This is a genomic window from Rossellomorea sp. GQ25 (genome assembly GCF_059758515.1).
In genome coordinates this window covers 218387-243755 of sequence record NZ_JCAXEQ010000002.1, presented here as the reverse complement: position 1 = coordinate 243755, position 25369 = coordinate 218387, and the positions used below count along the sequence as shown (strand labels likewise).

Here is a 25369-nt window from a genome sequence, read left to right as displayed (position 1 = left end):
ATCGATAAAAGCTAATTCAGGGAAAAGAGTGGAAAGAATGTTTATTACATCAAGGGAAAAATCCATCATCGAATTGATTGTAAAAACATCGGGGAAACATACCGTGTACTCTCTTTCTGCGTTCTTGAATGTGAGTGGCAGGACCATTCAGCGAAACCTGAAATCGATTGAAAGCATTTTAAAACAGTATCATTTGGAACTGAAACGGACGGCCAATGAAGGCTTGTTCATCGACGGGAAGAATGAACACATCTATCGCCTGATTCAGAATCTGGCTGATGTTAATCCAACAGACGAAACCCCTGAGGAACGAAAGCTGAATCTGCTGATCATCCTTCTCCATGAAGGACCTTCCTTTAAAAAACAGGTACTTGCACAGCAGTTGGGGATCAGCGTCACGACCCTCACTTCGTATCTCGATGAGCTCGCCGATTGGCTGCAAAAATACGGCATCACCCTGACAAGGAAACGAGGGGTGGGGGTTGAGCTGGTAGCGGAAGAAGCAGACAAGCGTCATGCCCTGGCAAGCTTCTTCCTCGTCTATTTTTATGAAGAAATCATCGAGACCCTGTACGGAATGCAAAAGGGAAATCACCTCGATGAGCCGGTGCTGGGGTATTTCAAGCCGGACTATTTACTCGTTGTCGACCAAGTAGTGAATCATCACTTGGCAGAGGAGCAAATCACCTTGACAGACAGTGATTATATTGGCCTTGTTGTGTATACTTGCCTGACGATACAGAGAACCGAAAAAGGCTTCGAATTACAGAAATATGAGCCAGCTGAGGATCATGATTCCACTGAATATCAGCTGATGGACACGATATGCAGGGAACTAAAAGATAAACTTTCAATTCCGATGACTAACCGGGACGTCCAATTTTTGAAGGTCATTTTAAAAGGGTCCAAAGTTCAGGATCCCGACGTCGTTTACTATGACAGCATCCTCCTTGGTCATCTCATCAAAAATGTCATCAAGGATGTATCGGCGGATCTCCATGTGGATCTGTCCGATGACTTTTCCCTGTTCCAGGGTCTACTTGCCCACATGGGACCGTCCATCTTCCGCCTGCAGCAGGAGCTGGATCTTTTCAATCCATTGACGGATGAAATCAAGAAGAAGTATCCCGTTTTATTTCTAGCGGTAAAAAAGAGCCTTGAAACGGAATTTAAAGATATTTCTTTTCCTGATGATGAGGTGGCGTTCATCGTCCTTCATTTCGGATCGGCCATGCTGATGAATGAAGAGAAGGTGAACATCCAAGCCGTGGTCGTCTGTCCGACGGGAATCGGTACGTCCAAGATGCTCGCCAGCCGCATCCAGAGGGAACTGACCATGATCAACAAGGTGGAGATCCTGTCGATCAAGGATTTTCAGACGGCGAATCTCGAGGACTACGACATCGTCATTTCCACCGTCAGACTCCCCTTTACGGAAGTGGAGTATATCCTGGTGAGTCCACTATTGAGCGAAAAGGACATCGGATTCATCCAAAGCTATCTGCAGAATAATGTAGAAAAGCTGACGAGAAAGAAATACTTGAAGCCCTCGCAACGATCGGTTGAGAAAACCGAAGTCAGGATGCTCCTCAAGGAAATCAAGGATGTACACTCCAGCATGGAAGCTATCCTCACGAATTTCCGGGTGTACCGGAAGCAGTCGGGCGGAAGTCATCTCAGGATCCTGAATGAAATGGTGGAACAAGCGGAACGTGATGAACTTCTTCGACAGCCACATGTGGTCATGCATCAGCTGAGGGAAAGGGAGAAAAAGGGCGGACTCGGGATTCCGAAAACGAATATGGGTCTCTTCCATTGCCGGGACCATAACGTGAAGAAGCTGATCTTCCAGGTGGCCCATCTGGATAAACCGTGTAAGATCAAGGGAATGGACGGCGTGGAAATGGAGATGGAAAGTCTCCTCCTCATGCTTGCCCCTGAAGAGTTGAGCAGGAGGGAACAGGAAATCCTCAGCCTGATCAGTACAAGCTTAATCGAAGATCATATAAGCATGATGATTTATTCGTCCACGAACGAAGCGATCATCCTAAAGAAATTAGAAGATCTCTTTCTGGACTACTTACAAACTAATTTGATAAAGGAATGATGATGTTGAAACAAACCGTACATTTTGGAGCAGGAAACATAGGCAGAGGGTTTATCGGAGCTTTGTTTTCCCAATCTGGTTACCACGTGACCTTTGTGGACATCGCCGAGCAGGTGATCAACAAGCTGAATGAAGAAGGACGCTACCAGGTGAAGCTTGCAACGGAAACGAAGGAAACGGAAACGATCGAGAATGTTTCCGGTCTGAACAACCTTCATCAAGAAGGGGAAGTCGTCGATACGATCGGAGGTTCCACGTACCTGACGACGGCGATAGGACCGAACATTCTTCCAAGAATCGCTCCCCTGATTGCAAAAGGGATTGCGAAGTGTGTAGCGTTTTCAGATGAGCCGTTATATGTGATCGCGTGTGAAAATCAGATCGGTGCCACCGATATTTTAAAGAAACATATTTTAGAAAATCTTGATGAAGAAACGGTAAGTAAGCTTGAAGGCAAAGTTTTCTTCTTCAATTCAGCTGTGGACCGCATTGTACCGATGCAGGATCAGGGTTCATTGGATGTCCTTGTTGAACCATACTATGAGTGGGTGGTGGAAACGAAGGAAGCGATCCCTCCTGTTGAAGGGATGACGATTGTAGACGACCTTGCGCCATTCATCGAGCGTAAGCTGTTCACGGTTAATACAGGGCATGCGGTCATTGCTTACCTTGGTTACCTGCAAGGAAAATCAACGATCGATCAAACTTTGGCGGATGATGCCATCGCTGAGCAGGTCAAGGAGACATTGAAAGAAACCGGTGCTTACCTTGTGAAGCAATATGGGCTTGATGAAAACGAGCATCTTGCTTACATCGACAAGAACATCGAACGCTTCAAAAATGCCTACCTGAATGATGATGTGACCCGTGTGGGTCGCGCACCGATCCGCAAGCTTGGTCCCGATGACCGTTTGATCCGTCCAACAACTGAGGCTCAAAAAGCGGGGCTCTCTTATTCTTATCTTGCCAAGGCGATTGCCGCAGCGCTATTGTTTGACAATCCTGAGGATGAACAAGCCATGGAAATTCAAGGTATGATCAAGGAGCACGGTGCGGCCCATGTGTTGAAAGAAGTGAGCGGACTGAATGGGGATAGTGAGATTACGAAGGAAGTTTTAGTGCAGTATGAAGGGTTGAAGAAATAAATTTGAGGGGCTGTCGAATTCGATTCGGCAGTCTTTTTTTATGAGTTTGACACATAAATGGGGAGAATCGACGCAAAAAATTTTAAAACGACGCATAAACCCGGAATTCGACGGATAAATCTCAAAAACTACGCATAAAACCCATCCGTGTCTTTTCTGTGACGCCCCCGCACCCACGCCAATTCTACCATCACCCTCAATCCCATCAGATCCCTTATTTTTCATCAAAAAAAAGATAGATTTCCCCTCATCCCGGGTGTAAAATATATAAAAATACACACGCAGGAGGAAACAGCCGAATATAATCTACAGTTATGCCTATTGTTGCGATCGTTTTTCCAGATTGGAAGAATACAAGAATGCTTCCGCTAACATAAAAATTCAGAATCTTAAAAATACGATAAGAGGTTGATTAAAGTTGACAATGGATACTACTGAAATAGCTGTAAAGGAACAAACGATTTTTCACCATACAGGAAATAAGATCAAGACGGAAGACCGGGATATTCAGATCATCGCGAAAATGGAGGAGCCGCTGATCGTCGTTCTTGGCAATGTGTTGAGCCATGAAGAATGTGATGAACTTATCCAGCTTTCAAAGGATCGGGTGCAGCGTTCGAAGATAGGGAATACCCGTACCGTCGATGAACTCAGAACGAGCAGCAGCGTTTTCCTTCAAGAAGGCGAACATGACGTTGTGACAAGAGTGGAAAAGAGAATCTCTCAAATTATGAATATACCCGTCGAGCACGGCGAAGGTCTTCAAATCCTTAACTATAAACCGGGTCAGGAATACAAGGCCCATTTCGATTTCTTCTCGGCATCATCGCGGCCGGTGACGAATCCGAGAATCAGCACCCTTGTCATGTACTTGAATGACGTTGAGGAAGGCGGGGAAACGTACTTCCCGAAATTGAATTTCTCTGTCTCTCCGCAAAAGGGGATGGCCGTCTACTTCGAATATTTCTATGATAACCAGGAGCTGAACGACTTGACGTTGCATGGTGGGGCACCGGTTGTCATCGGAGATAAATGGGCTGCGACCCAGTGGATGAGAAGAAAGGTCTTTAAATAAAACTCAAGGAGGGGCATCCAGGATGCCCCTCCTTTTTTTTAGCTGACCGATTTAACGGGTTTGACCATTCCGGCATTCATTCGTTTCACGTTCATGGTGTGGATGATCATTCCTGCGATGATCAGGAGGATGCCGATAAGGGCGAATCCTGATGGGAATGGAACGGACAGGATGGCCGCTTCTCCCATGATGACGAACAGAATCTGAGTCGATTGGGTCGCTTCCACTGCGGCAAGCTTCCCGGGATTGTGCCTCGCCTGATTCGTCGCGATGAAGAACAGGGACGTCGCAATCACACCTGAACATATGGCGACGATAAAGGATTGCGTCACTTGCGGCGTGCTAGGTGCCCCTACCTTGAAAAACGCATAGCACCCCAGGATCAACCAGAAGGGAGTGCTTGCAATCGTCATCCCGAGCACACGTTGGAAGGTATCAAGCTTTCCGCCGCACACCTCCATCATCTTACGGTTTCCAAGTGGATAAGCAAAGGCTGCGATGATCACAGGTAAGACACCTATGACCATTTCTGAAGGTGACAATCCACTGGCATTTTCTTGCTGGATGAAAAGGACTCCCACTAAAATGATCGAAGAGATGGAGAGGGCCCTTTTTTGAATGGAGTGCCTGCGCTTGACCGGTCCCGAAGTATAAAACAAGGGAGCGAGTAAGATGCCTGCGACGATGGTAAACTGCCACGTGCCCGCTACAAGCCAGCCCGGTCCATACGCTGCCGCATAGGTAATAGGACCATAAAAGAGGACAAATCCGACAAAGCTCCACGTCAGCCATTCGAATGGTTTCTTCTTCATTTCAATCCAGACTTGATTTATATTCTTCCTTAAACCTACAATAAGGAAAAGGAAGGGGAGCATGAACAAAAAGCGCAAGGATGAACTCCACATCCAGCTTCCACCAGCGAGCTCCATGGACCGGTTCAGAATAAAGGTGACGGCAAAGAACATAGATGCAATGACACCGAGAGCCAGTTCTTTCATGATGAGTACTCCCTTCTTAATATATAATATAATTTATTTTATATATATTATAATATACTTCAAACGTTGTCTATAGAAAGAGGTAGAAATATGAACAATGACGGTTTAACGTGGCAGGATCCGGAAAAATTGGCCCGGCACGTCGGGATGACACTGAGACATATACGACATGAGCGCGGGCTCAATCTGCAGGAGCTCGCGGCCATGACCGATGTCAGTACATTGACTTTGGGCAAGATCGAAAGGGGAGAGGCGAATCCATCTTTGACGATCATCTGGAAAATCGCGAACGGGCTCGCGATCCCCATCTCGGCCCTTCTCGTGGAAAAACAAGAAGTCCAGATCTCCCGGAAAAATGAAGGGAGCAAAGTGATCAGTGCCAATGAATCCTTGACCTTGGAACCGATGTTTACTTCCTCAGGCTATAGCTCATTGGAAACCCACAGGGCCTTCCTGAAACCGGACAGTGAGTACCGTGCCGACGCCCACCAGCCCGGGGTGATTGAATTTGTCACCGTCATGGAAGGGAGAGTACGTGTGAAGGTGCAGGATGACGTATTCGAGCTCGGTCAGTATGACTCGATCAAATTCCATGCAGATAAAGGCCATAGCTATATCAATATGGAATCAACAGAAGCGGTCCTCCACTTTGTGATGATTTATACAGGACGGGCAGATTGAAGCTTATCGCTGGGGATAAGCTTCTTTTTTAAGCGAAAAGCCTTACGATGGAGGTTAAAAAAGGTTATTTCAATCTTTCTTTGGCTTTTGGACCATTTTCATTCATACTTCGTGCCTGCTGACCCCATCCGATCTACTTAATTGCGTCGAAATCGTCCATGATTGCGTCATTTTCGAGGTGAATTGCGTCATTATCAAAAATAATTGCTTCGATTTTAAACTTAATGCGTCTCTTTTCATCATTTATGCGTCTTTTTGAAAAAAATGGTAGTCGCTCCCCTTGCCCACCCCATAAAAAAATTCCTTGAAACTTTTCCCACCCCACCCGACTCTAATAAATGACAGGAGGTTAATCAATGGATGTAAAACTCGTAAAAAAAGCAATCAAAGGGAATGAACAGGCATTTGAAAAGTTAATCCACTCAGAAAGCGAGAAGCTGTACCGGACGGCATTCCTGTATGTGAGAAATAAAGAAGATGCCCTGGACGTTGTGCAGGAGACGGTTTTTAAGGCATTTACGTCGATATCCCGGTTGAAGAATCCGGAGTATTTCAGTACCTGGCTGATCAAGATCCTGATACATACGGCATACAGCTATCTAAAAAAGCAAAGCAGACTTGTCCTGACGGGGGATGATTTTCTCGACAATGCCCTCATTACAGAAGAAACGGATGTAGAGGGGCGGATTGACTTGATCACGGCCATGGCATCCTTGAATCAGCACTATCAAACAGTCATTATCTTATTTTACTTCCAGGGTCAGTCGATCAAAATGATTTCCGAAACAATGGATACGCCTGAAGGGACGGTTAAGACGTATCTTCACCGTGCAAAAATGGACTTGAGAAAGCTGTTGGAAGGAGTGAATCAGTATGGACAGAAAATGGTTTGAGGGAGAAATGGATCACATCGAAGTACCGAAAGATGAGGTTTTTCAGGCGATTTCAACTGGAATCGAAAAGGGAAGAAAGCAAAAGGTCCGAAAAAAAACGGTTAAGGTAAGTGCAGCTTTCACTACGGCAGCAGCCTCCATGGTTCTCATATCAGGCTTCCTATTCGCGCCTGTGAACAATGCACTGGCTAAACTACCCGTACTTGGTGGGATTTATGAAAAAGTCGGGTCTGAGGTCGGAAAAGAACTCTATTCAAGCGATAAAGTCACCGAAGTCAATCAGGCTGCCACTTCCAACGATGTGGATGTGACGATTACAAGTACGTATTATGACGGAAACATCATCGGGGTCACCTTTAAAGCGAAAGGTGATAATTTATCCATTGAACATATGGATGAAGGAAACCGTCCGGTGAGCGGCTATAGCTATCACCTCTTCGACGGGAAGGATCAGAATCAATGGGGATCAGGAAGCTCAGGTCTAAAAAAAGATGGAGATGAATTCGTAGGTTCGATCGAGTTCTACCGGGATGGAAAGGAACCGCTGGAGGACTTCACACTTCCATTAACGTTCACCCATATGGCTGATGTAAATGGCACCTGGTCTTTTGACGTACCGGTGAAGCGGATTCCGTCTGAAACCATCGAAACAACCGCTAGGACAGAATCACCGGACGGGAAGTTCGAGCTGCAGATGACATCGGTGAAGAAGGGGAAAGCCACGACCACCCTGGAGTATACCTATACAGTAGAATCGGAGAAGGATTCATTAAATCTTATCGTGTTCGATGACCTGGGGAACCGGCTATCGAAGTCCGGTGCTGACATAATTGAAACAAAGAAAATAGATGGGAAGGTTCAAAAGACGGTCCGGGAGCTATTTAGGAGTAAACTCAGTGACAAGGCACGTTCGTTGAATGTCCAGGCAGATATGGAGCGTGCGGATGAAGATGCCATCAACTCATTAAAGGCTTCCCCTCCATTCCAGGTGAAGAGCCCTCGTTTCGGTTATCAGATCAGGGTTGAAGATATCCAAAACGCAAAAGGGAAGGTGACAGTTGATTTCACCATCGATCATATCAAAGAAAAACAATTTCGATATGACATTTTAGAGAACTTTGCTCAATTTGTTAAGTTGATCCCATCAAAAGATATTAAAAGAAATGTCAAGGATGAACTGGATTATAATGAGATGTTGAATCATATGCTCAGAAGTGCTAAAACGAAAACAGTGGATAAGGATACCCTCCGTTTTCAATCCACTTTTGCATTACCACAGGATGCCAACCTTGAGGACTACTCACTAATCGTCCCATTTGAGACATTAAGCATGAATGATAAGCCAGTCAACTTGAAACCTTTCGAAATAAAACTGGATTAAGAAAAATCCCCGGAATTTGAATTCCGGGGATTTTTTATGAATAGGGTTCAGGAACTAAAGCCGAGGCTTTGTAGGATCACAGTCAGGATCTTGCTGGCTGGTTGCTTCTGCGAGTTTCGTTAAGTAATAGCATTCTTCCCTCAGCATATGATCGGCCATTAAAGCGGCGAAGGTACCGAGTGCGGCCTTGCTTAATTCCAATTCTTCAATTTCATCCAAGAATCCCATAAACAGCTTCATCTCAAGTTTTACATCGTCATTGAACCGTTCGAGGGCAGGGAAGTGGCTCACTTCTGTCCGCAGGAATCCTGCCATTTCAACGGCCTTTAAGTAAAAGGCTTCAAAATCCGTTGTGAATTCATCACTTTGCTTCTTGATTTTTTTTTCAACTCGGTCCATATTGTCGGAGATGGCTCCAGCATGCCCCGCCGCATCTAACAGCCAGAGGAGGTGGTGGTGGAGCTCGTGGAAAATGGGCGGTTTTTCACCTTTGGTTAAGTACTTCAAAACGCGGAGGTATTCTTCGAGCTCATTCACCATATGATTTAGGAATGTGGGGCCAAGACCCATGCTGATATCCCCTGTTAAATGACGTGCAATCAGTTCAAGTTTGAATTTCCTGAAGCGGCGACTAACCTCTTCTGCCTGCCTGCTTAAAGAAATATCGGGATTTTTTTTCGAGCGTACCAGCAGTTGATCCCACTCCTCTTTAAACGTATTGGCGGCAGTGATGGATTCTTTTTCTTTTGGAGCCAGGGAGTCATGGATAAACCGGGCATGATCTCCAAGCACCTGCAGCCAAAAACCATGTTCAAATCGAGCGGCTTCTTGATAATTTGACATCTATTATCCTCCTAAAATAGTTTCCTTGTATATGTATTAAAAGAATGGTGAAAAAATGTCCTCCTGGTCGTCCATCGTAGGGAGACGAAAAAACATTGACAACCATTTCAAGAGGATGATATAGTAATTCCAATAAAATAATAGATCACTCTCTGATAATAGAGGCGCGAGTATGATGAGTACCTTCTTTGAGAATAATGGATTCTGAGATAAGAAGAGAAAGGCAGATCGCCGAAGCAGAAAATAGCCAATTCTATTTTTTGTTGGGCCAGCATTGAAGAAATGTTGGACTGTCACAATGAAAAAGTTGTGGAGAACTATTGAAGAGATGTTAATACATAATCTTCATCATGTCTCCGAATACTGATGATAAACCGTATGAGCATCGCTTCATACGGTTTTTTTGTGTTTTTTTAGAGAGAGTCAAAAGGAGTTTAGGATATGAGTACAGTTGATATGAATGTTCGTGGAGATCTTGAAATAGGGGGAATGAGCACGGGTGATCTGGTGGAAACCTATGGGACGCCATTAATGGTCTACGATGAAGGAATGATCCGTGAGAATGCCCGACTGTTCCGGAATGCATTCAAGGAAAGTGGTTTGCAGTACCAGGTCGCCTATGCGAGTAAAGCGTTTCTATGTAAAGAGATGGTACGACTTGCGGAACAAGAACATCTCTCCCTGGATGTCGTGTCCGGTGGGGAATTGTATACGGCACTGGAGGCGGGATTTCCCACTGAGCGCATTCATTTCCACGGGAACAACAAGTCGGAAGAGGAGCTCATCATGGCTCTTGAAGCTGAGATCGGCTGCTTTGTCGTCGATAGTTTCCTCGAGCTTGAGCTGCTTCATGACCTGGCCAAGGAACGCGAACAGCAGGTTCAAATCCTGATCAGGGTCACGCCTGGCGTGGAAGCCCATACCCATGAGTACATTACGACGGGACAGGAGGATTCGAAATTCGGATTCAGCATTTCCAATGGACAGGCGAATACAGCGATTCAACTTGCTATCCGCAAGCCGTACTTCTTATTACTCGGGTTGCATTCCCATATTGGTTCTCAGATTTTTGAACGGGAAGGGTTTGATCAGGCCATTCAAGTACTGGCTGATTTCCTTCAGCGAATCCGCATCGAGTATGATGTGACGATGCCGGTGCTGAATATAGGCGGAGGATTTGGTGTCCGGTACACGGAAGAAGACCAGCCCCTGCCGATTCCAATGTATGTGAAATCGATTACCGATAGTGTGAAGACCTATTTTGCAAAGAATGAATATCTGCTACCCGAAGTATGGGTAGAGCCGGGCCGAAGTATGGTGGCAGAAGCGGGAACCACCTTGTATAAAGTTGGTTCAAAGAAAATCATCCCTGATGTTCGCACATATGTAGCTATTGACGGGGGAATGACGGATAATATCCGTCCCGCCCTCTATCAGGCGAAATACCATGCGGTCCTGGCAAACCGACCACAAGAGGAATGCACGGAGCTTGTGAGTATCGCAGGAAAATGCTGCGAATCCGGTGACATGCTGATTTGGGATCTGATGCTTCCGCCGACGAATTATGGTGATATACTGGCGGTGTTCAGTACAGGAGCCTACGGGTATTCAATGGCGAGCAATTATAACCGTATTCCCCGTCCGGCGGTTGTGTTTGTAAAGGATGGGGAATCACGGATCGTAATTGAACGTGAATCGTATGCAGATTTAGTTCGGAATGACCGGTAAATAGGGAGGTCTTTCCTTTCAAATTGAAATTTAACTATCTGAATGACCATTATTCAGTATGGCATTTGGAGTGTGAAATTATCATCTTTACCCGATTTTCCAAAAGGTTTAAAGCTATTTTTGCTGAAGAAATGAACAAGCAAGCTCTTCTGTAGCATAAACTGCTCAAACAATCCCGCACAGGGGAAAGAGGGTTTCAGTCGATAAGTAAAGGGTTCGTATATTGGAATGGGTACTAATTCCCACCCTGAAAGTCCATACCCCAAACAACATCTGTATAAAAAGAATTCAAAGAAGGCTGCGTCTAATGAGATGCTGCCTTCTTCTTTTTTGTCTATTCTTAAACCCTCTTCCTAACGTTTTACAAGTAATGGATGAACCCAACTTTCAAAATGGTCTCCCCACTATTATTCTGTCTTCAAATAGGGAACAGGAATACGACTTTTTTAATATAATTTCATGGGACTTTAGGCAGGTTTAGATATGCTGGTTTGGATTGTATTCATCGCTCACCAAATAGTGATCTGAAACTTATCCAGACAGACTTTATACAACGGAATTATGTCCTTCAATTGCTCCCTTAAGTTGTTACAGAGTCAGAATGGCTCAACCCCTTCTTATATCTTTTTTCATAAATAAGTTGAATGGAATCCAATGGTCACTTTAAGACTAGTTCTTTACTCCTGAAAAATAACCCCAATTGAGAAATGGCTGTGCTGAGACTTACAATTTAATTAACCCCAGACCTACAAAACTACTCCTAGAGAAACAAGTTTGCATCCAGAGATAGGCAAACGACAATATAATTTGGGAGGTGACCTTTGACAGAATCTGAACCAAGTAGTCTATTTCTATATCTTAATTTTATAGGACTACATACCTTCTTTATTTTATCCTCAGCAAGAATCTACTCATATATGAATCAATTAACAAATGACTTTAACAGAATAGGAGAATGTTCATGAAAAAGCTTAACGTGAAACCACTTCTCGTTGGTTCGATTGCTGCGACGATGATTTCAGGTTCGATGTTCCAGGTAGATGCACTTGGTATCTCTTCCAACGGGAAGGAACTCGAGGAGTCTAAGGTTGATAAGAATGAAGCAATCAAAGGGGAACATACCATCACTCTCATCACTGGTGATGTGGTAAAGGTGTCGACCCTCCAAAATGGCAAACAAATGATCAATGTAGAGCCTGCTGAAAAGAATGGTGAAGGTGTCAGGGTCATGACCATCAAAGATGACACATTCGTATTCCCGAACTCTGCCATGCCTTATATGGCCGCAGGAAAAATGGATGAAGATTTATTTAATATTACGAAATTGATTGAGTACGGGTATGATGATAAGAATCAAGCGTCTGTACCTGTCATCGTAGAATACAAAGAAACAAAGGCTAAGGCTTTCTCAGCAACTCCGGCCCCAAAAGGATCCAAGAAAGTAAGAGACTTGGAAAGCATTAATGGAGCGGCCCTTTCTGCACAGAAAAAGCAGGCAGAAACATTCTGGAAAGATGTCACCGTTCAAAGTGAAAAGAAAGAAACGGAGAAAGCACCCCTATTTGAATACGGGGTCGATAAAATCTGGCTGGATGGCCGTGTAGAAGCAGCCCTTGATCAAAGTGTGCCGCAAATTGAAGCGGATGCCGCTTGGGAACAAGGCTATACAGGAGAAGGAGTCAAGGTGGCGGTTCTTGATACTGGAATCGACTCTGAGCACCCGGATATAACGGGTCAAATTGATGAAGCCGTAAGTTTTGTGCCTGATGAAGAAGTAAAGGATGTCAATGGTCACGGGACCCATGTTGCCTCCACCGTGCTTGGGACAGGTGCAGGTGATGGTAAACATAAAGGTGTCGCACCTGATGCCCGTTTATTGGTAGGGAAAGTTTTAAGTGACCAAGGATATGGGCAGGATTCCTGGATCATTGATGGAATGGAATGGGCTTCTGAGAATGCTAAAATTGTCAACATGAGTCTTGGAAGCGATATGCCGAGTGATGGAACAGATCCAATGGCAGAAGCGGTGAATAGATTGACAGATGAGAATGGAACCTTATTCGTCATTGCTGCCGGTAACAGAGGAGGGGAAGGTACGATTGGTTCCCCAGGAGCAGCAGATTCAGCATTGACAGTTGGGGCAGTGGATAAAGCGGATGAACTGGCGTATTTCTCATCAAAAGGTCCACGCTATGGAGATATGGGGCTAAAACCTGATTTATCTGCTCCTGGTGTAGGGATTGTAGCAGCTCGTTCTCAATATTCCGATGGAACCGGAGATTACAAAAGTTTAAATGGTACATCAATGGCGACTCCTCATGTTGCGGGTGCAGCTGCCATTTTAGCCGAAAAGCATCCTGATTGGGACGGCACTACATTAAAACAAGCTCTAATGAATACGACAAAGAAGCTAGATGGTTACCAACCTTATCATGTCGGTACAGGCAGGGTGGACATAGCAGCTGCCCTGGATTCACAAGTTAGAGCAACAGGATCGGTCTCATTCGGATTCTTTAAATGGCCTCATGATCAAGCATCTGCAGTAGAAAAGGTAGTGACCTATACAAATGATAGTGAGGAAGAAATCACTCTTGAACTGGAATCAACCTTTACAAATGCGGAGGGAGAAAAGGCGCCAAACGGTATGCTGACAGTCTCTGATCAAACCGTTACGGTTCCGGCAGGCGGAACGGTGGACGTGAATGTAACACTCGATTCCACACTTGGCGAAACAGGGTCCCGCTACCAAGGATTCCTGACAGCTAAAAAGGACGGAACAGAACTTGTACGCACGACGATGGCGATGGTCAAAGAAGAGGAAAGATATCCTCTTACATTGAATGCAACCGATCGTGACGGATCGAAAGGACAGGCTTATGTCGTACTGTTCAGTGAAAAAATGGAGCCAGAAGTAGTGGGCGTCGATGGAACACTCGAGCTTCGACTGCCGCCAGGCACTTATTCCGCTATGTCACTCATGGATGTCGATGTGGATACGGATCACGCCGGAGTAGCCCTTGTTGGAAATCCGGAAGTAAAGCTGAACGGTCCTAAAACTGTCGAGCTTGATGCACGAAAAGCGAAGGAAATCAAAGTAGAGGTACCGAAGAAAGCAGAAGCGAATTATCGACGTATGGAGTACCATCAAACCATCGGTGACATGCCAATGACGAGTTTATATTTAATGCCAGTGTGGATTGATAAACTATATGCCGTTCCGACCAAGGAAGTGAAAAGTGGATACTTCGAGCAGCTGACACGCTGGCGCCTGACCAAGCCACTATTGACGATCAATTTTAAAGGAAAAGAATTGGATGACATCCCGTTAGCAGGAAGCACCTTATTGGATGGAAAGTATAATCTGTCCACCGTGTATGCCGGAAATGGAAGCACTGCAGACTTTAATCGATTGAAGGCAAAAGGAAAGGCTGTCGTAGTGGATCGAAATGCAGAAGTGAGCGTTTCACAACAAGCTACAAATGCCGCAGTTGCAGGAGCAAAGCTTGTCATCATTGTGAACAATGAAGATAAAGAATTCAGCCAATACGCTGGTACTCCGGAGTATACGGACAATCCACTTACCGTTGCTTCTATCAGTAAAAAAGAAGGAGAGAAGCTCGTAAAATCAGTCCGTTCAGGGAATGTAAGGCTGCAGGTGGAAGGATCCGTTGATTCTCCATATGTGTATGACCTAATGGATGTCCATAAAGGATCCATTCCGAAAGACTTGACCTATGCACCAAAGGGCAAGGACTTAGCGAAAATCGACACCCGCTACAATTCACCAGTTGAAACTGATGGAGGAGAATTCCGTTATGACCTTCGTCCACATACAAGAGGAGCGGTAGGTTTCCTTCAAAAGGTTTCACTTCCAAGCGCCCGTACTGAATATGTATCGGCAACAGAAGACACAGGCTGGTACCATCAGGCCAATGTACTCGATGAGGGATGGCAGGTCCGTCAACCTCTGATGACGTATACAAAAGGACAAAAAATCACAGAGAACTGGTTCTCACCGGTCGTCCGACCAAGTCTTGGAGACGGATACTGGGCACCTAGAAGACAAGGGGATTCTCTTCAAATCAATGTCCCTGCATGGGCTGACGGAGGAAAAGGAAACACCGGGGGTACGGAATACAATGTATCTGTCCAAAACCAAACCTCTCAATTATACAAAGGGGACACGCTACTGAAAGAAAGCAAAGGGCAGGCATTGAATGCATTCGATATCTTACCGAAAGAACGTACCCAATTCCGATTCGTCACAGATGCCATACGGGATGAAAACCGCTGGAACACATCCACCCGCACCCATTCGGAATGGACCTTCTGGACGGAAGAAACAGAGAATTGGATGGAAGACCTCCCATTCCTGATCCTTGATTACAAGGTGGATACTGATGTCAACGGGGATGCCCTGGCGAACCGCCCGACAACTCTTGAGCTATCCGTCGGCAAGGTGAAAGACGCGATCGGCTATGGAAATGTAGAAGGCGCTACCTTAGAAGTGTCCTTCAACGAAGGCAAGTCATGGAAGAAAGTGAAGCTGAACCGTGACGGAGACATATTCAACGCAACAATCAAGAATCCTAAGAACGCAACAAATGTTTCATTGAAGGCAAGTGCTTGGGATGATGAAGGAAATAAGATCACGCAAGAAATTATTAAGGCTTATGGATTGAGATAATATTATAGGAAGAAGATGCCTCATTCATTTTAAGGCATCTTCTTCTATTCATATAAGTTTTAAGGTAGGGTTGATCTATGCCTCCAAAAAAATTTCCTCTAACGAAGGTTCTTCTACTTCAACCCGCAATACGTCCACTTTCATTTGATTAAGGGCACGGATAATCTCAGCGATCTTATTTTCGGAATTTATATTCAGGACGAAGTGAGTTTCCGTTGCTTCCAAATCAGTGCCGTTTGACCCCAGCCAATGATACAGGTTCACTTTTTCTTTTATCGGTATGGAGGAGTGTTTCACTTTTAACGTAATAGTAGATCGGTAGAACGACCTTAGTTCATCGATGGTGCCGATTTTGACAATCTGCCCGTCCTTCATGATGGCCATTCTTGTGCAAATCTTCTCTACCTCATCTAAATTGTGAGACGTCATAAAAACGGTTTTTCCATCTGATTGCAATTGTTGTATCAACTTCTGGATTATAATCACCGATTCTGCATCTAATCCTGAAGTAGGCTCATCGAGGAAGATGAGTTCAGGATCATGAATGATAGCCAGGGCGATACCAAGTTTCTTTTTCATTCCAAATGAAAATTTGGATGTTTTTTTATGGGCATGTTTTTCAAGACCGACCTTCTTCAAGACGTCTATACACTGTGACTTCGATACTGGCCTTCCTGATAAAGCGGACAGCATCCGTAGATGTTTGACAGGAGTCCGGGAGGAGTAAAATGTTACATAATCAGGCATTACGCCGATTTTCTTCTTTACTCTGTCATTAGGTCCTTTCTTTCCAAGGAGGAAGTACGACCCTGATGTAGGATGAATAATCCCAGTCAGTGTGTTTATGAAGGTGGATTTTCCTGCACCGTTCTTTCCTAAAAATCCAAATATCTCTCCTTTCTTCACAGTGACTGTGATTCCTTTGACAACGGGAGATGATCCATAGGACTTTGTTAATTGCTGAGTTTCAATGACGTTCATTTAACATTCCTTCCTTCTGAACAATAAGTGTGTCAATCCAATCATCAATCCGGCCAGCAGCAGGATCACCAAAAAGGTAAAGTCCTCCCGGTTTAAATAATAATAAGGGTTCAAATACTTCATCCAGCTGAACCAGGGGTTGGAGGTGAAGACCAACCAAAACGATAACGCAGGAAACATCAATCCGAGGATAACACCAAGAAACATCGTAAATGCAGGTTTCGGTATTAGTGTGGATACTAAAAGAGTGAAAGCAATTTGATAAGTTAGCAAACTCATTAACTGTGAAAATATAAATAGATCAAAGCGATGAGAAAAAATCACAATCAGCACGTGGGATACCACTATACATGCAAACCAAAAGGTCCAGATCCCTAGAAACTTCCCGAAAACAATCGAGGCTCGGGATGTTCTTGAAACGAGAAATCTCATCGTTCTTTCATGTGTCTCTCTGTTTATCGTATCGTGGGAGAGTCCCATGATGAATAGTTGGCCAAAAAATACGACCAATACTAACAATCCAAATACATGAATGTTTTCGGCTTCTTTGGGTGAAAGTTCTATATCGCTCACAAGAAGGGTGGAAAACTTCGCTGAATAATAGGAGGTGACCAATAGGATACCGATTATAATCAGTGATTTAACCCCTGTAAATAATTGAAGAAATTCTTTCCTTGCTATAACGTACACTCGCTTCCCCATCCTTTTCATTTGAAATAGTGTGTCTTTTATCTGTCTAACGTCATTATAACGTTCAACTCTTAATCTCTACGAAAATCCTCCTTAATTTTTCCTTAATTATTAAATATTGAGAATTGAGGTGTTATGATATGGGATAGATCAGAGTGAATAGGAGAATGACCATGAAAGAAGCCCGACTATTAATTGTTGATGATGAATCAGCTCTTATACATATGCTTGAAACCATTCTGAAAAAAGAGAACTTCCCTACCATCGATACAGCATCAGTGGCGGAGGATGCATTGAGTTTGTGCAAGAAAAATAGATACGATTTAATTCTATTAGATGTAATGCTGCCGAATCGGAGTGGCTTTGACATTTGTCCATTTATCCGCGAGCACACGGATGCCGCCATCATCTTTCTTACTGCGAGATCATCGGACTTGGACAAGTTATCAGGTTTCGCCCTTGGAGCGGATGATTATATCACAAAACCTTTTAACCCCCTGGAAGTGGTTGCTAGAGTAAAAGTCCATTTGCGACGGCAAATTTGCACGCCAACTGTTTCAGATCACCTAATCTATCGATGTGGACCGATTGTCATCAATACAAGTTCAGCAGAAGTAACGGTTGAAGGAAAGAAAGTTGATTTACCTGCCCAAGTGTATCAGCTGCTATTATTCTTTTGTAAACATCCGAATCAATTATTCAGTAAAGGACAACTCTATGAAAACGTATGGGGAAATGACTATTTAGGAGAAGAGAACACAGTGATGGTACATATTCGAAAGCTTCGCGAAAAAATTGAAACCAATCCCAGTAAGCCGGAACACCTCGTTACCGTAAGAGGACTTGGGTATAAGCTGGTACCTAACGGATTTAATCATGAACATTCATAAACGATTCATGTTTCATTTTTTCGGACAATTGATTCTAACAGTTCTCTTTTTAGGTGCACTTGTTTTGACCTTATTTGCGACCATTGGTTTTGGGGTCATGGAAGAAGAAGTGAGGGATGATTTATCTGAAGCCGGCAGCCTCTTTTTTTCCAATAATGTAGAGGTAGATGGAGGGAATGTTCATTTTAAAGAAGAGCTAAAGACACTGGTGCGTGAGCAAAATGGCTGGCTGATTGTCTATACAGCTGATGGTGTTCCAATAGGATCCTATTTAACTCCAAAACGTACGGAGGAAGAACTCTTAGAGGAGGGACCTGGCACAGACTATCACTATTGGAGTCTTGATCAACCGGACTCTCGATCCTATGTCCTCATATACGGTAAGAAACACCCAAATCGAAATCTGATTCAATACGTGAAAGAAGATGTCAAATGGAGTCAGGGGAGGCTTTCACTCTCAGAGGGTACCATTCAAAGAATGAAAAAAGAAATCGCATGGGTACAGCTTCTTGATTCCAATGGAAAAGTAATCGATGAATATGGTACGGAAAACGAACCTGACTCTTATTCATTCAGGAACCTTCTCAATTTGAAGGGTAAGGAAAATGTCTCTACCTTCATCGATGAAAAGTCAAAGCAAAAAATCCTTGTCGGTATTCGTTCGTACCAAACCTCTCCTTCACCGGAACGAAATATTTTCAGAGCCTTCACCAGTGGTGGATTCGTCCTATTGTTGATTCTTTTTACGCTTCTGATATTAGCCACATTATGGCATGCGAGAAAGTTTGGACTGCCTTTGCTTACAATGATGAAATGGATCAAGAATTTGAGTGATGGCGTTTATGAGGAGCCACTTGATGATCAGGAACATCCGATTATGTTGAAGAAAAATGGTAGGCTTAAGCGAAAGTATCGACTTTATAAAGACCTCATCACCAATCTGTCTCAGTTGACCGAGACACTTCATCATAATAAGCGTCATGAGAAACAAATGATTACCACCCGTGAAGAATGGATCAGCGGGCTTTCCCATGATTTAAAAACGCCACTCTCATCGATTTCGGGATATGCCCATATGCTTGAATCGGCTACTTACACGTGGTCAAAAGAAGAGACAATGGAGTTTGCAGGTATAATCAATGAAAAATCCGAATTTATGAGGGAACTACTAGATGATTTAACACTAACATATCGGCTTAAAAATCAAGCCCTACCAATTTCGAAGGAAAGAACCGAAATGAATGAGATTGTACGTCGAACGGTTATACAATACATCAATGATCAGGCAAACAGCGATAAGGAACTTTTGTTTGAACCATATGATGGATCCTTATATGCTGAAGTCGATCCAAAATGGTTTCAGCGCATTCTGGATAATGTTTTAGCCAACGCCACCCACTATAATCCATCAGGAACGAAGATCAGTGTGTCCCTTCAGTCCATTGAACATCACCTGATCGTGATTACCATCCTGGATAATGGTAAAGGTATGAATACAGAAACACTTGATAAACTTTTCCAACGCTACTACAGGGGAACAAGCACAACCAAAACGACTAGCGGATCAGGGCTGGGTATGGCCATTACCAAGCAACTTATTGAATTGCATGCGGGTTCCATCAACGTAACTAGTGCTCCTGGGAAAGGAACCAAGGTGAGGATTATCGTTCCTGTATAAACTCGTAAAAAAAGAGGGTGTGGACCGAGGATCCTTCAAAAATATTCTTGAAACCATTTAAGCATCAGTACGTATATAATAATGGCTAAATTTGTAAATATTCACGTATGGAGAGGCGGTGTTCATTTGAAAATAAGTACCTATAGAAGCATGACAAAATCAGGTTTGAATAAAAAAGTGAATGACTTCTTGGAAGATCAGACCATTGAAGTAATAGATATCAAGTTTTCAATGACTATATTTGACTACGGGGTCATGATTTTGTACAAAAAGAAGAGCACATGAGCTGAAACGTCATAGTGACATCGACTGGAAATAGGTTAGTAGTATAATTCAGAAGAAGAGGGATCGATGAATGAACAATCAATTAGAGAGCATTTTCTTCCTACCCATCTGGATTGGAACATGGATTGATAAAAGGATTGGCCAAGGAAAAAAAGGGGTATTCAGTTACGTGGTTATCTACTTTATTGTCACCACATTCCTATTCATCATCACGAATGGGATAAAAGGCTGGTTCATTAATCAAATGTTTTCCTTTTTCAATACATACTTCCTGTTAGGGATGCTGTATGTGTTCTTTATTTACTGGAAGAAATCAGAGCAGAATCTTAACTGAAGAGTGACCTCTCTTTATCTCAATCAAGAGAGGGACGGACCTAACATTTTGATAAAAAAATCAAGAGGGACGGGCCTTTATTTGCAAAAATGAAGGTCCGTCCTTCTATAACGTTAAGATAAAGCATCCGTCACATATTTCTTCGTAGCAGCCTGATAAAACCCTGCCTGAACCGTCAGCACCGATACGATCAGGACATTCAGTACAATGCTGAGATTTTTTCCGTTGATTCCGTTAAAGGAGGATAGCGTGGCCATGCATTCTTGATGAATGAATTGATCGATTAATTCATTGACAGAGCCTGCAGCGGAAGCCTTCATCGTCGGGAGTGATTGATGGTGGATCTGGTCAAAGACCGACGCATAGGCAAGGTAAAGATCTGTGGGATTGACGATGTCATCCGTACGGTCTTCTATGTTGTTGAACACCAGGGTCAAGATCTTCCGGATGGATTCGAAATCCAAGGTAGCTTTGAGGTCTTCGACGATGAACAGCATGGCGGCTTGTTCGATGGTGTATTTTTTTCCTAGCTGCGGGGAACCGATCAACCCTTTCACATCCCGTTTCACCCAGTTCTGGACAGTACTTTGGGGGAAGTTGGTGAATTCGATCAGATTTCCCAGGGAGACGATCTCATTGAGGGAAAAACCGGTTTCTCCTTTTGCTGATTTGAGGATTTTTTGAATGATGGGAGGGAGATCGTTTTTTTTATGTAGATCCATCCACGCATCCTGAAGCACCTTGACCGGGGACATGCTGTTTATGCCGTTCAGTGATAGCAGCAGGTCGGCCATATTTTTACGTGTCAGTATAAACGTTTTCATCATGATTCCCCCGTCTCTTTTACAAATATCTTCTTCTATACTACTGGTTCGCTGGGGTCTCGTCAATTTCACCTTTTACTTGTATTTTCCCTAAAAAGGACGTATAATAAACTCAGATACAGGTTCATATGAACTTGAAATGAGAGTGAGGAGACAAGATGGGGAAACGTATATTTTATTTCCTTTTAACGAACGTTTTAGTATTATTGACGATTAGTATCATTTTTTCCGTTACGGGAGCAGGGAACTACATCACTGCCTCAGGCGGAATTGATTTCGGCGCATTATTAGTATTCAGTGCGATCATCGGTTTTTCCGGATCATTCATTTCATTGGCCATGTCACGTTGGATGGCGAAGAGAATGATGGGTGTACAAGTATTGGATCCGAATGGAGCCTTGTCTTCTGAGGAACGGGCAGTTGTAGAGAAAGTCCATCGTTTATCAAGAACGGCTGGTTTAGTGCACATGCCTGAGGTGGGAATCTACCATTCTCCTGAAGTGAATGCTTTTGCAACGGGTCCTTCTAAGAAACGCTCATTGGTTGCCGTTTCGACTGGATTACTCCGTGAAATGGATGATGACGCGGTTGAAGGTGTCATTGCCCATGAGGTGGCCCACGTTGCGAATGGGGATATGGTGACGATGACCTTGCTGCAAGGTGTGGTCAACACCTTTGTAGTCTTCCTGGCACGAATCGCCGCATGGATTGCGTCCCGATTTGCAAGGGAAGAAATGGCACCAATCGTGCATTTCATTGCCGTGATTATATTCCAGATCGTTTTCTCAATCTTGGGAAGTTTAGTCGTCTTTGCTTATTCCCGTCACCGTGAGTACCACGCTGACCGTGGTGGAGCAGACCTTGCCGGTAAGGATAAAATGGTCCATGCCCTGCAAATGTTAAAAGCATACTCTAGTCGTATGAAGGGTGAAGATGACACAGCCATCTCCACGTTAAAAATCAATGGAAGACGAAAATCAGCAATCTTCTCGACTCACCCTGATCTGGATGATCGGATCAGTCGATTGGAAGCGAAGTAAATGGGACGGGGACAATTTAGATGTCCCGTTACGTTGTAAATGAACAAAGGTGCCTGATTCCATCATTGGAGTCAGCGCACCTTTTTTGTTGTATACGGAATGAGGGACTATGAGGGAAAACCAGGATTATAGCATAAACAGCTATGGGTTGGCTAAAAACATCTCCCTTTCGATCATGTGAATATCCACAAGTTGCCTTCTCCGGGTAGGGATTGGTGCTATTTTATCCAGCGAGTGACCATTTGTACAAGCTGTGAATATTTTACTAGTAGAAGGGGTGATAGATTACATGGTAAAAGCTAGTGATTATTTGATAGCTCTAGATGATGGTCATGGGATCGGAACAGCCGGGAAACGTACGCCTTATATCCAGTCGCTTGGCAGACAGATCCGTGAAAATGAGTTTAATGAGAAAGTGACTTTCTTTTTGAAAGTTGAATTAGAGAGATGTGGATTCAGGACCATACTGACCGCTCCGACTGATGAGGATACACCATCAAAGACACGTACGGGCTTAGCCAATTCTATGAGAGCCAATGCCTTGGTTTCCAACCACTTTAATGCCTTTGATGGAAAGTTCGATGGTCCCGAAAAAGATGCTGAAGGGCATTCCCTTCATATATATTTCAATGATGTACAGGACCTGAGGCTAGCTGAAAGCATTGCGAAGTACTTGAAACAGGGTACCAATCAGGTATATCGCGGGATCACTGAGCAGAATCTTCATATGACAAGGGAGTTCAGTGGGCCTGCGGTGCTTGTGGAGAATGGATTTATGGATAATGAGAGAGAAGCCTTACTCATGATCAATGAGGAATTTCAAAGGGAATCGGCAAGGGAGCAGGCTCGTGGGGTATGTGATTTTTTCGGTGTTTCATACGTGGATGCAGGAAACGTTGTGGTACCTCCTGAAACGGATGTCAAAGGTGTGTGGATAAGCAAGGATGTTACTGGGAAACGGGTGGAGAGCATATATAGAGGTGCTGAAGGACTGGACTTTTACAGTAAGCCGACCTTTCGAGATACCTACTGTGCAGGCACTTTGAAGTACGGATATGGGTTTCCAACGATTGTACAGAAGCTCGAGGTAGAAGGTGCTTATATGTATGAGGTCAAGAACTCCAGGGGATACGTGTATTATGTAACAACAGCCCCGAAATTTGTGAAGGTGGAAGGAAACGGTCAATCTTCCGTGGGATCATCACCACCGCCGCCTTCATCGGGACCGGTCGCCATCGGGGAAATCAGAATCGTGGGGGTGGCGAATGCCGCCATCATACAGGATCGCCCTGATCGGTTGACATCAAAGGACTTGGGTACCATCGCAAAGGGCAGGACGATCCCCGTCACAGGATCCCTTAATGGAAAAAATAGCGGCTCCGGCTACTGGGAAGTCATCTACAATGGTAGAAGAGCTTATATAACCGGAGAATTCGGACGTTACAAAGCCTATTAACATGGATCTCCGCAATAATGAGGTCCGTCCTTTAGAGCGTTAACGCGTTCGGGGACGGACCTCCATTTGTCAAAGGTATGCAGGGAGGTGAGGAGCCCATATCCCTGTTGCATTCCTCCACTTTTTTTAATAAAGTATAAAGTTAGACAGAAGTTTTCAAGGAGGACCAGATATTGACGAATATCAAACCAGAAACAATGGTTGTTACGATAGAAGATTTGGATCAAAAAGGTTCAGGGCAGTCTGTGGTCTGGCGGGAGAATGAGCTTGGGAATCCGAAGAAGCTGAGACTCACGATCCCTCAGACCCTGCTGGGGGAAAAGGTGGAAGTGACGGTGGATCAGCCTGATCGCCGTAGACGAAAGGCTATGCCGGATGAAATCCTCGAAGCCCACTCTGAGAGAATCCCTGCACCTTGTCCGCACTTTGAACGCTGCGGCGGATGTGTGTGGCAGCATTGGGATTATGACGGTCAGTTAAAGGAGAAGACGGATCATGTGAAGCATGCGTTGGAAGAGCAAGGCTTTAATCCTGACCTGGTACGGGACACGATGGGGATGGAAAATCCGTGGCGTTACCGCAACAAGATGGAATTTACGTTTTCTCCTGAAGGTGCCCTTGGACTGCATGAGCAAGGGAATTTCCGTAAGGTCATTTCTCTTGAAACCTGCTTGATCGCAAGTAGAGAAATGGTGGAAGCAACTATGGAAGTCGCCGATTGGGTGAAGAATCATGGATTAAAAGGGTATAACAAGGACGAGCACGAAGGGTTACTTCGTCATTTAATGGTCCGTCAATCGTTTGTAACGGGTGAACTGATGCTTGGGCTGTTTGCAACTGAGGCTCCTGAAAATCATCAGGAGGCAGTGGACGACTTAGTTGCCCGCGTAGGTGAAAAATTTCCCCAAGTCAAAAGCTTATTATGGCTTGAAAATACGGCATGGGCGGATCGGACGCAAGCAGAAGAGATTCATCTTTTAGCTGGTCGTGACTTTATTTATGATGAAATGGATGGATACCGTTTCCGTCTTTGGTTTGATACGTTCTTCCAGACGAATCCGACACAAGCCCAAAAGCTCGTAGACCTGGCCATTGAAATGGGACAACCGAAGAAAACTGAAAAGATGATCGATCTCTTCTGTGGAGTAGGGACATTTTCTCTTCCATTTGCAAGCAGAGTCGGAGAACTTGCCGGCATTGAAATTGTCGAAAGTTCGATCGAGTCAGCGAAACGTAATGCTGAAGATAATGGCATCTCTAACACGACATTCCTCGCTAAGGATGCTCGAAAAGGAATTGACCAAATGCTGGAGAGCTTTGGCCATCCACAACTATTAATGCTGGATCCGCCTCGATCAGGTGCAGGCGGAAAAGTCATGAGACGAATCGGACGTGCCAAACCGGAACGCATCGTGTATGTATCCTGTAACCCCGATACATTCGCGACAGATATCAAGGAGTTGGAACCATTTGGCTACACCCTTGATGGTGTTCAACCTGTTGACCTATTCCCCCAAACGGTGCATGTAGAGTGCGTAGCGACCTTGACGCTAAATAAATAGAATGGGACGGAGGGACAGGTTCGTTGTCCCCTTCTAATGGTGTCTGACCCTCACAAGGGCAGGCACCTTTTGTTTTATTGGAGTACAATCC

The 25369-nt window shown here is 44.3% G+C and carries 19 protein-coding genes and 1 riboswitch; of the genes, 14 read left to right on the top strand and 5 right to left on the bottom strand.

Annotated features, from left to right (window positions below; all coding sequences use genetic code 11):
• The first annotated feature begins 37 nt into the window (after positions 1–37).
• From AC6CIB_RS06965 to AC6CIB_RS06955, 3 genes are all read left to right on the top strand, one after another.
• Complete coding sequence (locus AC6CIB_RS06965) at positions 38–2107, top strand: BglG family transcription antiterminator (RefSeq protein WP_498279092.1); 2070 nt, start codon at positions 38–40, stop codon at positions 2105–2107.
• Between the two features lie 5 nt (positions 2108–2112).
• Positions 2113–3252 carry a mannitol-1-phosphate 5-dehydrogenase gene (locus AC6CIB_RS06960; RefSeq protein ID WP_498279090.1) on the top strand — a complete coding sequence of 380 codons (1140 nt, stop codon included), beginning with the start codon at positions 2113–2115 and terminating at the stop codon, positions 3250–3252.
• A gap of 424 nt (positions 3253–3676) precedes the next feature.
• The gene (locus AC6CIB_RS06955; protein ID WP_498280493.1) at positions 3677–4327 is read left to right on the top strand and encodes a 2OG-Fe(II) oxygenase; all 651 of its coding nucleotides are present in this window, start codon (positions 3677–3679) and stop codon (positions 4325–4327) included.
• 38 nt (positions 4328–4365) lie between these two features.
• Here AC6CIB_RS06955 and AC6CIB_RS06950 read toward each other — a convergent pair whose 3' ends face one another.
• Complete coding sequence (locus AC6CIB_RS06950; RefSeq protein WP_498279088.1) at positions 4366–5325, bottom strand: DMT family transporter; 960 nt, start codon at positions 5323–5325, stop codon at positions 4366–4368.
• A 90-nt stretch (positions 5326–5415) separates the two neighbouring features.
• Between AC6CIB_RS06950 and AC6CIB_RS06945 the strand changes: the two genes are divergently transcribed.
• The 3 genes from AC6CIB_RS06945 (at position 5416) to AC6CIB_RS06935 (ending at position 8280) form a co-directional block, all read left to right on the top strand.
• Positions 5416–6006: a helix-turn-helix domain-containing protein gene (locus AC6CIB_RS06945; RefSeq protein ID WP_498280491.1), complete on the top strand. Its 591-nt coding sequence runs from the start codon at positions 5416–5418 to the stop codon at positions 6004–6006.
• Between the two features lie 356 nt (positions 6007–6362).
• Positions 6363–6899 carry a sigma-70 family RNA polymerase sigma factor gene (locus tag AC6CIB_RS06940; RefSeq protein ID WP_498279086.1) on the top strand — a complete coding sequence of 179 codons (537 nt, stop codon included), beginning with the start codon at positions 6363–6365 and terminating at the stop codon, positions 6897–6899.
• Positions 6880–8280, top strand: a complete 1401-nt coding sequence (locus AC6CIB_RS06935) for a DUF4179 domain-containing protein (RefSeq protein WP_498279084.1) — start codon at positions 6880–6882, stop codon at positions 8278–8280. The genes AC6CIB_RS06940 and AC6CIB_RS06935 overlap by 20 nt, the downstream gene beginning before the upstream one ends.
• Positions 8281–8334: 54 nt before the next feature.
• On the opposite strand, the gene AC6CIB_RS06930 is transcribed toward AC6CIB_RS06935, so the two are convergent.
• On the bottom strand, positions 8335–9123 hold the full coding sequence (locus AC6CIB_RS06930; RefSeq protein WP_498279082.1) for a DUF2935 domain-containing protein: 789 nt from the start codon (positions 9121–9123) through the stop codon (positions 8335–8337).
• Between the two features lie 151 nt (positions 9124–9274).
• Positions 9275–9451: riboswitch (Lysine riboswitch) on the top strand.
• Positions 9452–9564: 113 nt separating this feature from the next.
• Between AC6CIB_RS06930 and lysA the strand changes: the two genes are divergently transcribed.
• Complete coding sequence (lysA, locus tag AC6CIB_RS06925) at positions 9565–10851, top strand: diaminopimelate decarboxylase (RefSeq protein ID WP_498279080.1); 1287 nt, start codon at positions 9565–9567, stop codon at positions 10849–10851.
• Between the two features lie 961 nt (positions 10852–11812).
• Positions 11813–15538: a S8 family peptidase gene (locus tag AC6CIB_RS06920; protein WP_498279078.1), complete on the top strand. Its 3726-nt coding sequence runs from the start codon at positions 11813–11815 to the stop codon at positions 15536–15538.
• Positions 15539–15613: 75 nt separating this feature from the next.
• Here AC6CIB_RS06920 and AC6CIB_RS06915 read toward each other — a convergent pair whose 3' ends face one another.
• Positions 15614–16519 carry an ABC transporter ATP-binding protein gene (locus AC6CIB_RS06915; protein ID WP_498279076.1) on the bottom strand — a complete coding sequence of 302 codons (906 nt, stop codon included), beginning with the start codon at positions 16517–16519 and terminating at the stop codon, positions 15614–15616.
• On the bottom strand, positions 16520–17209 hold the full coding sequence (locus AC6CIB_RS06910; RefSeq protein WP_498279074.1) for an ABC transporter permease: 690 nt from the start codon (positions 17207–17209) through the stop codon (positions 16520–16522).
• Positions 17210–17382: 173 nt separating this feature from the next.
• Between AC6CIB_RS06910 and AC6CIB_RS06905 the strand changes: the two genes are divergently transcribed.
• The 3 genes from AC6CIB_RS06905 to AC6CIB_RS06895 all read left to right on the top strand — a co-directional run bounded on the left by AC6CIB_RS06905 (position 17383) and on the right by AC6CIB_RS06895 (position 20396).
• Complete coding sequence (locus tag AC6CIB_RS06905; protein WP_498279072.1) at positions 17383–18099, top strand: response regulator transcription factor; 717 nt, start codon at positions 17383–17385, stop codon at positions 18097–18099.
• The gene (locus AC6CIB_RS06900) at positions 18086–19777 is read left to right on the top strand and encodes a sensor histidine kinase (RefSeq protein WP_498279070.1); all 1692 of its coding nucleotides are present in this window, start codon (positions 18086–18088) and stop codon (positions 19775–19777) included. The genes AC6CIB_RS06905 and AC6CIB_RS06900 overlap by 14 nt, the downstream gene beginning before the upstream one ends.
• A 355-nt stretch (positions 19778–20132) precedes the next feature.
• Complete coding sequence (locus AC6CIB_RS06895) at positions 20133–20396, top strand: hypothetical protein (protein ID WP_498279068.1); 264 nt, start codon at positions 20133–20135, stop codon at positions 20394–20396.
• 113 nt (positions 20397–20509) lie between these two features.
• On the opposite strand, the gene AC6CIB_RS06890 is transcribed toward AC6CIB_RS06895, so the two are convergent.
• Positions 20510–21220, bottom strand: a complete 711-nt coding sequence (locus AC6CIB_RS06890; protein ID WP_498279066.1) for a DUF1836 domain-containing protein — start codon at positions 21218–21220, stop codon at positions 20510–20512.
• Positions 21221–21378: 158 nt separating this feature from the next.
• Between AC6CIB_RS06890 and htpX the strand changes: the two genes are divergently transcribed.
• The 3 genes from htpX (at position 21379) to rlmD (ending at position 25278) form a co-directional block, all read left to right on the top strand.
• Positions 21379–22260: a protease HtpX gene (gene htpX, locus AC6CIB_RS06885; protein WP_498279064.1), complete on the top strand. Its 882-nt coding sequence runs from the start codon at positions 21379–21381 to the stop codon at positions 22258–22260.
• 289 nt (positions 22261–22549) lie between these two features.
• Positions 22550–23716 carry an N-acetylmuramoyl-L-alanine amidase family protein gene (locus AC6CIB_RS06880; protein WP_498279062.1) on the top strand — a complete coding sequence of 389 codons (1167 nt, stop codon included), beginning with the start codon at positions 22550–22552 and terminating at the stop codon, positions 23714–23716.
• A 197-nt stretch (positions 23717–23913) separates the two neighbouring features.
• On the top strand, positions 23914–25278 hold the full coding sequence (gene rlmD, locus AC6CIB_RS06875; protein WP_498280489.1) for a 23S rRNA (uracil(1939)-C(5))-methyltransferase RlmD: 1365 nt from the start codon (positions 23914–23916) through the stop codon (positions 25276–25278).
• Positions 25279–25369 lie beyond the last annotated feature (91 nt).

Excerpts from the sequence above, each read along its gene's own strand:
- AC6CIB_RS06965 (WP_498279092.1), top strand. The coding sequence starts at position 38 with ATGTTTATTACATCAAGGGAAAAATCCATCATCGAATTGATTGTAAAA.
- rlmD (WP_498280489.1), top strand. The coding sequence starts at position 23,914 with ATGGTTGTTACGATAGAAGATTTGGATCAAAAAGGTTCAGGGCAGTCT.
- AC6CIB_RS06880 (WP_498279062.1), top strand. The coding sequence starts at position 22,550 with ATGGTAAAAGCTAGTGATTATTTGATAGCTCTAGATGATGGTCATGGG.
- AC6CIB_RS06890 (WP_498279066.1), bottom strand. The coding sequence starts at position 21,220 with ATGAAAACGTTTATACTGACACGTAAAAATATGGCCGACCTGCTGCTA.
- AC6CIB_RS06945 (WP_498280491.1), top strand. The coding sequence starts at position 5,416 with ATGAACAATGACGGTTTAACGTGGCAGGATCCGGAAAAATTGGCCCGG.
- AC6CIB_RS06930 (WP_498279082.1), bottom strand. The coding sequence starts at position 9,123 with ATGTCAAATTATCAAGAAGCCGCTCGATTTGAACATGGTTTTTGGCTG.
- AC6CIB_RS06940 (WP_498279086.1), top strand. The coding sequence starts at position 6,363 with ATGGATGTAAAACTCGTAAAAAAAGCAATCAAAGGGAATGAACAGGCA.
- AC6CIB_RS06900 (WP_498279070.1), top strand. The coding sequence starts at position 18,086 with ATGAACATTCATAAACGATTCATGTTTCATTTTTTCGGACAATTGATT.
- AC6CIB_RS06895 (WP_498279068.1), top strand. The coding sequence starts at position 20,133 with ATGAACAATCAATTAGAGAGCATTTTCTTCCTACCCATCTGGATTGGA.
- AC6CIB_RS06920 (WP_498279078.1), top strand. The coding sequence starts at position 11,813 with ATGAAAAAGCTTAACGTGAAACCACTTCTCGTTGGTTCGATTGCTGCG.
- AC6CIB_RS06905 (WP_498279072.1), top strand. The coding sequence starts at position 17,383 with ATGAAAGAAGCCCGACTATTAATTGTTGATGATGAATCAGCTCTTATA.
- AC6CIB_RS06955 (WP_498280493.1), top strand. The coding sequence starts at position 3,677 with ATGGATACTACTGAAATAGCTGTAAAGGAACAAACGATTTTTCACCAT.
- lysA (WP_498279080.1), top strand. The coding sequence starts at position 9,565 with ATGAGTACAGTTGATATGAATGTTCGTGGAGATCTTGAAATAGGGGGA.
- AC6CIB_RS06935 (WP_498279084.1), top strand. The coding sequence starts at position 6,880 with ATGGACAGAAAATGGTTTGAGGGAGAAATGGATCACATCGAAGTACCG.
- htpX (WP_498279064.1), top strand. The coding sequence starts at position 21,379 with ATGGGGAAACGTATATTTTATTTCCTTTTAACGAACGTTTTAGTATTA.
- AC6CIB_RS06950 (WP_498279088.1), bottom strand. The coding sequence starts at position 5,325 with ATGAAAGAACTGGCTCTCGGTGTCATTGCATCTATGTTCTTTGCCGTC.
- AC6CIB_RS06915 (WP_498279076.1), bottom strand. The coding sequence starts at position 16,519 with ATGAACGTCATTGAAACTCAGCAATTAACAAAGTCCTATGGATCATCT.